The organism is Psychrobacillus sp. OK032, assembly GCF_900111345.1.
In the GTDB taxonomy this organism is placed as follows: Bacteria; Bacillota; Bacilli; order Bacillales_A; family Planococcaceae; genus Psychrobacillus.
Window position 1 is genome coordinate 307603 of sequence record NZ_FOGY01000002.1, and the last position, 12578, is coordinate 320180.

Annotated in this window: 14 protein-coding genes; 2 read left to right on the plus strand and 12 right to left on the minus strand. The window is 38.0% G+C overall.

The genetic code is table 11. The annotated features are described in order from the left end of the window. Positions 1–53: 53 nt before the first annotated feature. Positions 54–368, minus strand: coding sequence for a post-transcriptional regulator (locus tag BMZ04_RS05075; protein ID WP_093266210.1), 315 nt, complete (start codon positions 366–368; stop codon positions 54–56). A gap of 92 nt (positions 369–460) precedes the next feature. Here BMZ04_RS05075 and BMZ04_RS05080 point away from each other — a divergent pair, with 92 nt between their 5' ends. Continuing rightward, positions 461–1987, plus strand: a complete 1527-nt coding sequence (locus BMZ04_RS05080) for an oligosaccharide flippase family protein (protein WP_093266212.1) — start codon at positions 461–463, stop codon at positions 1985–1987. On the opposite strand, the gene BMZ04_RS05085 is transcribed toward BMZ04_RS05080, so the two are convergent. The 8 genes from BMZ04_RS05085 to BMZ04_RS23050 form a co-directional block, all read right to left on the minus strand. Then, positions 1971–2609 carry a DUF421 domain-containing protein gene (locus BMZ04_RS05085; protein WP_093266214.1) on the minus strand — a complete coding sequence of 213 codons (639 nt, stop codon included), beginning with the start codon at positions 2607–2609 and terminating at the stop codon, positions 1971–1973. The two genes, BMZ04_RS05080 and BMZ04_RS05085, sit on opposite strands and share 17 nt — an antisense overlap. 75 nt (positions 2610–2684) lie before the next feature. After that, positions 2685–2948: a preprotein translocase subunit YajC gene (gene yajC / locus BMZ04_RS05090; protein WP_093266216.1), complete on the minus strand. Its 264-nt coding sequence runs from the start codon at positions 2946–2948 to the stop codon at positions 2685–2687. A gap of 42 nt (positions 2949–2990) precedes the next feature. Further along, a complete protein-coding gene (gene tgt, locus BMZ04_RS05095; protein ID WP_093266219.1) occupies positions 2991–4130 on the minus strand; it encodes a tRNA guanosine(34) transglycosylase Tgt in 1140 nt (379 codons plus the stop codon). Next, on the minus strand, positions 4131–5171 hold the full coding sequence (gene queA / locus BMZ04_RS05100) for a tRNA preQ1(34) S-adenosylmethionine ribosyltransferase-isomerase QueA (RefSeq protein WP_093266222.1): 1041 nt from the start codon (positions 5169–5171) through the stop codon (positions 4131–4133). A gap of 17 nt (positions 5172–5188) precedes the next feature. Further along, positions 5189–6199 (minus strand): Holliday junction branch migration DNA helicase RuvB, encoded by a 1011-nt coding sequence (gene ruvB / locus BMZ04_RS05105; RefSeq protein WP_093266225.1) that lies wholly within the window; start codon positions 6197–6199, stop codon positions 5189–5191. 176 nt (positions 6200–6375) lie between these two features. Then, positions 6376–6996 carry a Holliday junction branch migration protein RuvA gene (ruvA, locus tag BMZ04_RS05110; RefSeq protein ID WP_093266228.1) on the minus strand — a complete coding sequence of 207 codons (621 nt, stop codon included), beginning with the start codon at positions 6994–6996 and terminating at the stop codon, positions 6376–6378. A 221-nt stretch (positions 6997–7217) separates the two neighbouring features. Next, positions 7218–8069, minus strand: a complete 852-nt coding sequence (locus tag BMZ04_RS05115; protein WP_093266231.1) for an aminoglycoside phosphotransferase family protein — start codon at positions 8067–8069, stop codon at positions 7218–7220. 3 nt (positions 8070–8072) lie between these two features. After that, on the minus strand, positions 8073–8993 hold the full coding sequence (locus BMZ04_RS23050) for a LysM peptidoglycan-binding domain-containing protein (protein ID WP_093266234.1): 921 nt from the start codon (positions 8991–8993) through the stop codon (positions 8073–8075). 136 nt (positions 8994–9129) lie between these two features. Between BMZ04_RS23050 and BMZ04_RS05125 the strand changes: the two genes are divergently transcribed. After that, positions 9130–9660 carry a transcription repressor NadR gene (locus tag BMZ04_RS05125; RefSeq protein WP_093266237.1) on the plus strand — a complete coding sequence of 177 codons (531 nt, stop codon included), beginning with the start codon at positions 9130–9132 and terminating at the stop codon, positions 9658–9660. Between the two features lie 139 nt (positions 9661–9799). Here BMZ04_RS05125 and pheA read toward each other — a convergent pair whose 3' ends face one another. From pheA to obgE, 3 genes are all read right to left on the minus strand, one after another. Continuing rightward, positions 9800–10672, minus strand: a complete 873-nt coding sequence (gene pheA / locus BMZ04_RS05130; RefSeq protein ID WP_093266240.1) for a prephenate dehydratase — start codon at positions 10670–10672, stop codon at positions 9800–9802. Positions 10673–10812: 140 nt separating this feature from the next. Next, positions 10813–11268, minus strand: a complete 456-nt coding sequence (locus BMZ04_RS05135) for an ACT domain-containing protein (protein WP_093266243.1) — start codon at positions 11266–11268, stop codon at positions 10813–10815. A gap of 18 nt (positions 11269–11286) precedes the next feature. After that, the gene (gene obgE, locus BMZ04_RS05140) at positions 11287–12576 is read right to left on the minus strand and encodes a GTPase ObgE (RefSeq protein ID WP_093266246.1); all 1290 of its coding nucleotides are present in this window, start codon (positions 12574–12576) and stop codon (positions 11287–11289) included. Between the last annotated feature and the right edge of the window lie 2 nt (positions 12577–12578).

Below are 12578 nucleotides of genomic sequence, written 5' to 3' on the forward strand. Positions count from 1 at the left end.
AGCAACATGTTTATTATGAAACACGATGCGCTCACTGTCAAATAACGGTTACCTTATACTTCTATATTTTTGGGATTTAATAAAAGTTGTAGTTCATCTTTATTGATCTCTGAAAACCAATTTTCCGTTTTAAATTGATCAATTTGTTCATACGTCATATATTCTGCTGGTGAAACGGAAAGTACATCATTGACAATTTGGTATAAAGGCAGAGTGGCAATGTCTTTTTTGCGCCATTTTTTGGATACACAATATTTCCAAATATCACTTTCCGTTACTGTGGCGTATTGATACACTTGAAATTCAGTTTTTTTACTTTCTAAAGCAGGTAGTACGTGCTTAAAAATGTCTTCATATGCGTTTTCCAAAATACCGCACTCCTTTTAACGAATAATATACTAACTAGAAAGCATATTGTTATTGTAAACTATGTTCCTGTATTTGAGAAGGAAGTGTTTATTTGTCGACATTTTTAAAAGGTTCTCTTGTGTTAATGCTTTCCATTTTTTTGTCTAAGTTTTTAGGGTTTATTTATCGAATGCAGTTTGTCCGGTTAACCGGCGAAGAGGCAGTTGGTATTTATATGACTGCCTATCCAGCTTTTATCTTTTTCTTGTCGCTCATTCAACTAGGAATTCCAATTGCCATTGCTAAAATAATTGCTGAATTACGTACGAGAAATGCAATTTCAAAGTATTTCACCGTAATGCGGACTTCTGTAATTATTACCGTCATTTCTATTCTGATTTTTACCCCACTATTTTTATTTGTCGCACCTTATATTTCTGGTAATTTATTGAAAAACGATGCAATAACGATGACTTTGTATGTATCGATAGCAATTGTCCCTTTTGCGGCAGCAAGTGGCGTCATTAAAGGATTTTTCCAAGGAATTGCTCGTTTAGAAGAAACAGCAGTAGCGCAATTGTTGGAACAAATAATTCGTATCTTACTCATAACCTTTTTGTTACCATTATTACTCACTTCCTCTACAACTCAAGAAGCAGCAGCCTATGCAATGTGCATGACACTGCTTGCGGAAGTTGCATCCTTACTCTATTTGAAATGGAAGTATAATAAATGGAAATCAAAACAACATTACGAAAAGGAGAAAAAACATTATCCATTATCTCCTATATTTTCGATTGCTCTACCATCTTCAGGAAGTCGATTATTCGGATCTTTCACTTGGTTTTTAGAACCGATTATTTTCATCAAAGCTCTCGCTGTAACAGGTGTTACAAGCATTGCTGCAACTACATTATATGGAGTCATTTCTGGGGTATTAATACCATTATTACTGTTCCCTTCTTTTATTCCCTATGCACTTTCAATTGTATTAATCCCAGCAGTAAGCGATGCGTTTGCTAGAAAGGATCATTCGCTTTTAAAAGAACGAATTCACTTATCGCTAAAATTTTCTACATTAACCGGCTGTTATGCTGCAACTTTATTTTATTTACATGGTGGCGAATTAGTTTCTGCTCTTTTTCATGTAGAAGATTCTACCGTTTACATGAAAATACTTGCACCTATTTTTTTCTTTTATTATATTCAGAGTCCTTTATTTTCCATTTTACAAGCACTAAACAATTCAAAAGCCGCCTTTTTAAATTCATTATATGGTGGTGTTGGGAAATTATTGTTATTGTTTTTTCTTGCATCACAAGTTTCTATTCAGGAAAAAGGAGCCATTGTTGCGATTGGTTTTGGGGTATTAATCACGTCGTTTTTACATATCGCTTCTTTAAAAGAAAAAAAAGAAGCACAAATTGGATTCTCATTTTTTGTGCTACCTTATGCAGTTTTTTTAATCACTATTATTGCAAGACCACTACTGATTACTATAGGTGAACGATCTTTAATGGTAGATTGCTTGTATACATTACTGTTTTTAACTATCGGATTAGTCTTATTTAGGCAAATAAAGCGAAAAGAAATAGCAGTGATCCTTAAAATTGCTCGGACAACTAAAAGGAAGTTTTAAGTTGTATATAAAGCGCATCTTCCTCATAACTGCAATAGAATATCTTTTCTACATTCGTAATCGATTGCTTTTCTAGTTCTTCCCGTAACCATTTTTCATTTTTTCCTATTCGTTCCAGATGGTCTTGTTGAATTTCCCCATCGATAATGATTGGAAATACGTATTGTTCTGATTCTTTTTTAAAAACGGACAAATTACCAGAAGGCTCCAAAAACGCATAAGAAACGGATTGGATAGATCCAATTTGCTGTTCACGTAACTGTTGCAATAAATCATCAAGGTTATATCGCTGTTTTCGCATTTCTTTCTCAATAATGATACCTTCCTTCATAATAATCGAAGGCTTTCCTTCCATTGCATCTCGAAAATTTTTACTTTTTAACGAAAAATAAGAAACACCAATTTGGATAATCAATAACATCAACATTGGTACTAACGCATGAATAAAGTTACTATGTGGATCATCTAAAGCAAAGGCAGCGACCTCTGCTATTAATAAAAATACAACCAAATCGAAAATACTTAACTCTCCGACTTCTCGCTTTCCCATTATACGTAAGATACCTAGTATAACCCAATATAAAATAATCGTGCGTAGCATAATGATAAGTATATCTTGCACATGATCACCTCATCCTTACTGTGCCCAGAAAAAAAGAACTTACTCGTAAATTTTGAGTAAGTTCTTTTGCTTTTCTTATGACTCTGAAACAACTCGTCCTACTGCAACGCGCTCGAATTGTAAACGAGTGCCGTCTGCAACTACTACGAAAATTGTTTGATCATCCACTGCATCTATCTTCCCGTGTAAACCACCAACAGTAATGATTTGATCTCCACGTTTTAGACTATTTTGCATTTGTGATGTATTTTTTTGACGTTTTTGCGCTGGGCGAATGATGAAAAACCACATCACTGCAAACATCGCAATTATCGGTAATAATCCTACCAAAGTATCCATATTTTGTTCCCCTCCCTTTTATCTCTTTATAGTATACAAGAATCAAAAGTTTTTTGCATTCGGTTTATTATATCCATATTCTTCAAAAAATTCTTCTTTAAAATCTAGTAATCGATCTTCTCGAATTGCTTGACGCACATTTTCCATTAACTTCATCAAGAAATGAAGATTATGATACGAAGCCAAGCGAAGGCCAAATGTTTCATCCGCCTTAAATAAATGACGAATATACGCTCTAGAGTAATTTTTACATGTGTAGCAATCACATTTTTCATCAATCGGTCCGAAATCACGCGCAAATGCTGCTCCTTTAATAACTAAACGACCTTTCGATGTCATGAATGTACCATTACGAGCTATTCGAGTTGGTAACACACAGTCAAACATGTCTACACCGCGAATAGCCCCATCGATTAATGAGTCCGGAGATCCAACCCCCATCAAGTAACGAGGCTTATTATCCGGCATTAGAGGCGTTGTATAGTCAAGTACACGATTCATCACGTCTTTTGGTTCACCAACCGACAGCCCTCCAATTGCATAACCTGGAAAGTCCATCGAAATTAAATCTTTTGCAGATTGGCGGCGTAATTCCTCATATTCCCCACCTTGAATTATCCCAAATAAGCCTTGTTTATCCGTGTTTGTATGTGCAGTCAAACAACGCTCTGCCCAGCGAGATGTACGCTCTACAGATGCTTTCATATATTCAAAGCTAGCAGGATATGGTGGACATTCGTCAAATGCCATCATAATATCGGAACCCAGTGCATTTTGAATTTCCATGGATTTTTCAGGGCTTAAAAATAATTTATCACCATTTAAATGATTGCGGAAGTGAACTCCTTCTTCTTCAATTTTACGCATATCGCTTAAACTAAATACTTGGAATCCGCCAGAATCGGTTAAAATAGCACGGTCCCAGTTCATAAATTTATGCAGTCCACCAGCTTCGCGAATAATATCATGTCCTGGACGAAGCCATAAATGATACGTATTACTTAAAATAATACCTGCATCCATTTCTTTTATTTCTTCAGGTGCCATCGTCTTTACCGTTGCTTGTGTTCCAACTGGCATGAAAGTTGGTGTTTCAAACGAACCATGCGGTGTGTGCACGATACCTAGTCGAGCTCCTGTTTGTTTATCTTTTTTTATTAACTCATACGTTATTGCTGACATTTAAAAATTCCTTCCTTTTATAAACATTGCATCTCCAAAACTAAAAAAACGGTAGCGCAAATCGATTGCTTCTTTATACGCAGACAAGATAAAGTCCCTTGATGTAAGTGCACTCACAAGCATTACGAGCGTCGATTTCGGCAAATGGAAATTTGTAATCATTCCGTCAATACATTTAAATTCGTATCCCGGATAGATGAAAATAGATGTCCAACCACTATCTTCTTGCAATACCCCGTCAAACTTAGTTGCAACCGTTTCAAGTGTTCTTGTAGAAGTAGTACCTACCGCAACTATTTTCCCGCCTGTTGCCTTCACTTCATTTATTGTATTTGCTGTTTCTTTCGATAGACGATAAAACTCCGAATGCATTTCGTGATCATCGATAGAATCCACGCTTACTGGACGGAAAGTTCCAAGTCCTACATGAAGTGTCACAAACGCTATTTTAACACCTTTTGCTTTAATTTCATCTAATAAGTTTTCTGTAAAGTGAAGTCCAGCAGTTGGGGCCGCGGCCGAACCTTGTTCTTTCGCATAAACTGTTTGATAACGATCTTTGTTTTCTAATTTTTCATGAATATATGGTGGTAAAGGCATCTCCCCAAGTTGGTCCAACACTTCAAAAAACACACCAGCGTATTCAAAGCGGAATATACGTCCGCCATGCTCTTTTATCTCGGTACAAACAGCACGCAGTAGCCCGTCACCGAATACAATCGTTGTTCCTATTTTGACACGCTTTGCCGGTTTAACAAGTGTCTCCCAATGATCCCCTTCAATTTGTGTCAATAATAGCACTTCTACGTTTGCACCAGTCTCTTCTTTCACTCCCATTAAACGAGCAGGCATTACTTTTGTATCGTTTAATACGAGGCAATCCCCCGCTTTTAAGTCATCTAGAATGGCAGAAAAATGAGTGTGTGTATACGTCTTCTTCGGAAAATCAGCTACTAATAACTTGCTGCTTGTCCGATCCAGTAATGGCGTTTGCGCAATCAGTTCTTCCGGTAATTCAAAATCAAAATCTTCTACTCTCATATGGCGTACATCCTTTATTAGTCGTTTCTTTCGATTGGTAGCGGCATTCCTAAATGCTCATAAGCAGATGGCGTTACTATTCTACCCCTAGGAGATCGTTGTATAAACCCGATTTGTAATAAATATGGTTCGTACACATCTTCTATCGTTGTCGATTCTTCTCCAATACTTGCTGCAATCGTATCAAGACCCACAGGACCACCTCTGAACCTCTCAATCATGGCCATTAATAACTTGTGATCGATATGATCTAATCCTCTTGGATCCACTTGAAGAAGCTCTAGTGCTTCTCTTGCTAGATTTAATGAAATATGACCATTCCCACGCACTTGTGCATAATCACGGACACGTTTTAATAGGCGATTTGCAATACGAGGTGTCCCTCTTGAACGTCTTGCAATTTCACCAGCAGATTCATAATCAATTGAAGCATTAAATAATTCTGCACTTCTTTCAACAATTGATGTAAGTGCATTTTCATCATAATAATCCAATCGAAGTAATACACCGAAACGGTCCCTAAGTGGGGCTGATAGTGCGCCAGCTCGTGTCGTTGCACCGATTAGCGTAAATGGTGGTAAATCTAACCGAACACTTCTTGCAGAGGGGCCTTTTCCTACTACTATATCTAAACAAAAATCTTCCATTGCAGGGTATAGCACTTCTTCAATGGAACGATTCAGTCGATGTATTTCATCGATAAATAATACATCACCTGGTTCAAGCGAACTAACGATAGCTGCTAAATCACCTGGTCGCTCAATAGCTGGCCCACTTGTCATCCGAATTTGAACGTCCATTTCGTTCGCAATTACTGAGGCAAGTGTCGTTTTACCAAGTCCTGGCGGTCCGTATAAAAGACAATGATCCAAACTTTCACTTCTCATTTTTGCTGCTTCAATGAAAATCTCTAAGTTATGTTTAATCTTATCTTGTCCAATATATTGTTTTAACAACTGTGGACGAAGTGATTGTTCATACGGTTCATCATAATTAGAAATCTCGCTCGAAATCACACGTTCCGTCATGCCAAAATTCTCCTTTCATTATTGATCCAGCTCCAGCGCAAGCTCGTAACAATCAAAACCGTTTGTGTGACCTAGGATGCTTCCCCTTGGCTCGCACCAAATGGGTCTTACTGTTGTTGCGACACTATGTCGCGAACTTAGACTGTAACCCTCTGATATAGGCGCCTGCGCTTTTCTTATTTCCCGGAAAATAATAATTGTAATGCTTTTTTCATAAATTCATCCGTTGTTTGGAGTTCCTTATTGTCTTTTAACTTTGGTCGGACTTTTGATAGTTCTCTTTCTGAATAGCCGAGTGCCGTAAGTGCAAGCAATGCTTCTTCAAGCTCATGGTCGGCGGAGCTATCCACAAATAAATTCGGTTCGTCATCCACTATCTCTATCTGTTCCAGATCCATTAGATCATGTAATTTCCCTTTTAAGTCTAAAATCATTTGACGAGCTGTTTTCTTTCCAACCCCAGGAAACTTCACCAAAAATGTTTCATCTTCTCGTTCAATCGCTTGGATTACATGTGTCGGTTCACCACTTGCTAATATGGCAAGTGCTCCTTTAGGTCCAATTCCAGAAACGAGAATAAGCTTTCGAAACAACTCTCGCTGTGCTAAAGTCGAAAAACCCATTAACTGTTGCATATCTTCTCGAACATGAAAATGTGTAAATACTTGGATTATTTCTTCACTCTTTCTAAACGCAAATGGATTTGGCGTAAACAGCTGATATCCTATTCCCTGCAACTCCAACACAACATACTCAGGTGTCACTCGTGTAACCTGTCCTTTTATGTAATCATACATATCTAAAATCCCTCACAATCAATAAACCTAGTATATCATAACGATCAAAAGCGCTGGAGTCTGGATGTAAAAACAAAGAAGGCCGCTCTGTCAACGAGCGACCAACTCCTATATTAAATTTGCCTTGGCGCATTTGAGCCCAGATCTTGCTCGATAAATCTGTGGCTTCCGCCAGAGGCTATGACGTTGTTCAAACAAGGGTTTGCTGAATAAGGTTAGAACTACTTTAGCTGACTTAAATTATAGCATAAATTAGGCCATTCCGTTAAGGCTTTGTTCGTATATGGAACTAACTGTTCGATAAACTTTTGTTTTCGTTCTACAGGTAACGCAAATGCATATAACCACTCTCTATATAATTCGTTTGGATACATCATCGCTTCTTTATGCTTGCGCACAATTTTTTCAAGCATGGGAAATTCATTCATTAAAAAGTGAATATCATAATCTATTTCCGATAAGACACGATGCATCCACAAAATACTTTCCATCTCTTTTGGTCCAATTACCGCAAGATCAAAATCAATAATTTTATAAGAGGAACCGTCTGATAAGAAGTTATGATGTACAACATCTCCATGCAATAATGTCCGGTCACTCATATCAAATGGTTTCATATCTTTTAATGCCATATCACCATACATCAATAGCATCTTCGTGTTGTTAACACCTATCAATGATTCAACAAAAAAAGAAATTTCTTTCATTTTTAATAAACGAGTTTTCCATTTGGAAATCAAATTAAATGCATATAGGACTTTGCTTTCTTCCCAGGCAATTATTTCTTTCGTTTGATGCAAACGAGTAAGAAGTGAGTATACCGCTTTCCGATCTTCCTCAATACTGTAATTAACGGTATGAGTACCTTTAAACCATGGTTGAATAATGAAATCCAGTTGAGGAGATTCCATTACCGGCAAAACAAATGGATTTTCAATATATTGTAACTTATCATGTATAAACCGAATTTTTTCCGCCTGTTCTTCAGAAGGATATTTCTTTACAGAAAATACCCCGTTTTCATTTTTCCATTTCCATACGTTCTTTTTTATTTGCCGAATATAGTAACTCACTATTTAAAAGTGGTGGTATGGATATGGTGGGCATGGATATACCGGTACATAACAAATCTGTACACATGGACACTCTCCATAGTGTGGGTGCATTTGTGGGTGCATTTGCGGATGCATATATGGGTGCATGTATGGAAATTCTTGTTCTGGTGGGCATGGATACATTTCTTCGAATATAGGGGATGGTTCTTCCACTACAGGTTGTATATATTGTACTGGTGGAACAGGCTGAACTGGTGCTGGTGCTGGTGGTGGCGGTGGTGGTGCTGGTACTTCTTTTTCCCGCTCATTAAAATGTGCTTGAATATGGATAGATGTTGACTCCACTAGTCTCCAGCCCTGTGGAGATGGTGTCATATCTATGTGTGGAGCTGGCATTATATTAAAAATCGGTTGCGGACTGACCGGTGGTACTGGTGGAGCAGGCATTATGTTATAAATCGGTTGTGGACTGACCGGTGGTACTGGTGGAACAGGCAGAGCTTTTGGTGGTACTGGGTGCGCTTTTGGTGGTACTGGGTGCGCTTTTGGATGCGGATGAACTGGATGAGCCGGTTGCGCTTTTGGATGCGGATGAACTGGATGAGCTGGTTGCGCTTTTGGATGCGGATGAGCTGGATGAGCTGGTTGCGCTTTTGGATGCGGATGAACATGATGCTCTAGGTGAACATGATGCTGTGGAGCATGATGTGTTTTCATTTCCTCCTTCTTCATCATTTCTTGTTTAACTGGGCGATTCTCGCTATATGGATGATTGATGGATTCCATTTTTTTTGTATCTGGAATAAAAATCTTCATACCAGGAACGATATATTCTGGATTTGCGAGATGTGCATTTAATTTCTTTAATTCTTCAAAAGAAACACCGTAGCTTCTTGAAATCTTCCAAAGAGTGTCACCTTTTTCGACAATATGAATTTGCACAGTCTTCCTCCTTCCCTTCTCTTTAAACTATGTGCAACTACCTAAATTGGACACAGATTTTTTAGAAAAGCACTTCCCTTCATGATAAACTTATGAATAGAAGCTAGGTCGTTATGCAAGTTGGGAGGAGTTATTATTGAAAAAATTAAAAGGTGCAGAACGAAGAAATTGGATACTTTCCTATTTAGAAGAGCAGAACCAACCGGTTACCGGTTCAGATCTTGCCAAACTAGCAAATGTTAGTCGACAAGTAATCGTAAATGATATTACGCTATTGAAAGCAACGAATATCCCAATTGTTTCGACAAGCCAAGGATATATTCTAATGCAAAAGAAAGAAGGTGGTGCATATATACAAAAAAAAGTTGCGTGTAATCACCAATCAAAAGATTCAAAAGATGAGCTTCAGGCATTAGTAGATGTTGGAGTTACAGTTGAAAATGTAACAATAGAACATCCAGTATACGGGGAAATAACCTCTTCTATTATGGTATCCAATCGTCATGATGTAGAGATGTTCTTAAAAAAAGTAAGTGAAACAGAAGCCTCTTTCTTATTAGAACTTACTTCGGGTATTCACCTACACTTGCTTTCTGCCCCAACGGATGAAATATTAAATCGCGGTATCGAAGCACTGAGAAAAAAAGGTTATTTAATAGAAGAATAAAGGTTTTTTATATTTATTAATGGCTTAAGGGGAAACAGAATCACCATTTGAAGCAACAAATCACCTTTCGAAAACAACCAAAAAAAAACGCAAGGCAGAAAACGGATTATTTTCTACCTTGCGTTTTATATATTTTATATTAATCTGCAGATTCTTTCGTTTCATATGTATAATAAGATCCAAGTGACTTCACTTCACATCCCAAAGCCGCTAACTCTTCCATTGCACCTCGCATCATTGGTACCTGATCATCTTCTAATATATCTATAATAAAAAAGTATTGCCCTAGCCCTGTTTTTAAAGGTCTCGATTCAATTTTACTTAAATTGAGCTTTCGCCAAGCAAAAACGGAAAGTACTTGATGTAATGATCCAGATCGATCATCTATTGGCAATGTAAGCATTATCGTCGTTTTTACTTGTTCTGTATGACCTGCTTGCCCAATACTATCATTCTTTTTAGAGAGTACAAAAAATCTAGTATGATTAAAATGAAAATCATGAATATTATGTTCCATAATTTGAAGTCCATATTCAGTTGCAGCGGAGGCATTTCCAATCGCTGCAATACAATGCTGTTCATTTTCAGAAACATATTTTGCAGCAGCTGCAGTTGAAGTCGATTGTTCAAGTGGGACTCTTCCAAATCGATAAGACAAATATTTATGACATTGCGCTAATGCATGTGGATGGGAATAGATGGTCTGAATGTCTTCCCAGTTCTTTGCATTAGATGGGTGCACCATTAAATGTTGTTGAATCGGTGCTAGTATTTCTGCAATTACAGATACATCTGCTTCATGATATAAATAATCGATCGTAAGTGGTACGGTGCCTTCTAAAGCATTTTCGATTGGCACGACTGCAATATCGACTTTTCCACTTGAAACGGCATCGATACATTCTGGTATCGTCCGCAGCGGAACTAATTTATCATGTTGAAATAAAACCTGTGATGCTAAATGTGTAAAAGAAGCTTCCGGTCCAAGGAAAGCCACTTGTTGAGTTGCCATTCGAAATCCCCCTTACTAGTATAGCTCTAGCGCCTTACCTCTCGGAGTCAAATAACCTCCCCCAATATAGTTAAAGAACGACTTCTTTGGGGAAAGAACATTTGCCTTTTAACACAGACATAAGCGCGCTTGCGCTTTTCTTATAAAGCGCCAGAGCTAATCACTTCTGCTGATTCTACAAAATCTAGTCGCTTCATTTCATTTAAAAAATCATCTAATTCTTTTGTCATTGCCGTTACATCTAGTGATAATGTGACACTTGCTCTACCTTGTATCGGAATCGTTTGATGAATCGTTAGTATATTAATGGATGCCCCTGCTACAAGTTGAAGCAACCTTGCAAGGGTCCCCTCCCGATCTTCTAATTGTAAAAATACCGTTAATATTCGTTCTTGAACAATCGAATGGAACGGAAAAACCGCATCACGATATTTGTAAAAAGCACTTCGGGATAAGTCCACTTCTTTTACTGCATCCCATATAGAAGATACTTTCCCAGATTGGAGAAGATGCTTTGCTTCCAAAGTTTTTTGCATTGCTTCGGTTAGGACATCCTCCCGTACTAAATAAAAGCGCTGGCCAGTTACATCTTTCATGCGGTTCCCCTTCTTTCCTTACTCGATAAATTCAAATTCAAATTGTAATAGTCGTACTGTATCGCCATCTTTTGCACCGCGCTCGCGAAGTGCATCATCAATCCCCATTCCACGAAGTTGTCTAGCGAACCTGCGGATTGAATCTTCCCGACTGAAATCAGTCATTTTAAATAATCGTTCTACTGATCCACCAGATAATACAAATGCCCCATCATCATCTCTTGAAATTTCGAAATCATCTTTTTTCGATTCATGCTTGTACATAACAGATGTTTCTGATTCTTCCTCTGTTAATTGTTCTAATGGGAACTCCGGTGCCACTTCTAATAAGTCTGCCACAGCAAATAATAGCTCTTGCAATCCTTGACGAGAAATTGCTGAAATTGGGAATACTTTCATATCGGCTCCCACTTTTTCTTTAAAAGCTTTTAAATTTTCTTCCGCATCAGGCATGTCCATTTTATTAGCAACAATTATTTGAGGTCTTTCCGTTAAGCGTAGATTATACTGCTTCAACTCTTCATTGATCGTTAAATAGTCTTCGTATGGATCTCGACCTTCCATTCCCGACATATCAATTACGTGTACGATTACACGCGTACGTTCAATATGACGTAGGAATTGATGTCCTAATCCTACTCCTTCAGACGCTCCTTCGATTAGTCCTGGTAAATCGGCCATCGCAAAACTACGATGATCTTCTGTTTCTACCATTCCTAAATTCGGCACAATTGTTGTAAAGTGATATTCAGCAATTTTAGGTTTAGCTGCAGATACAACGGATAATAAAGTTGATTTCCCAACACTTGGAAAACCTACTAATCCAACATCTGCTAATACTTTAAGTTCTAATATAACATTTAACTCGAAACCTGGCTCCCCTTTTTCAGAAAGTTCCGGTGCCGGGTTAGCTGGAGTTGCAAATCGGGAATTCCCTCGACCGCCACGTCCACCTCTAACAATTATTGCTTTTTGACCATGCTCGACCAAATCTGCGATGACAATTCCAGTTTCTTCATCTGTTACAACAGTACCAGGTGGAACTTTTACGAATAAATTATCTGCATTTGCACCATGCATATTTTTACTTCCACCATGGTCTCCACGAGTTGCTTTGAAAATACGCTTATAACGAAAATCCATTAATGTACGTAAACCCTCATCCACAACAAAAACCACGTCGCCACCATTACCTCCGTCCCCACCAGCAGGACCGCCCATAGGAACATACTTTTCACGACGGAATCCAACCATTCCATCTCCGCCGTCTCCACCTTTAACATAAACCTTCACGTGATCTACAAACATTT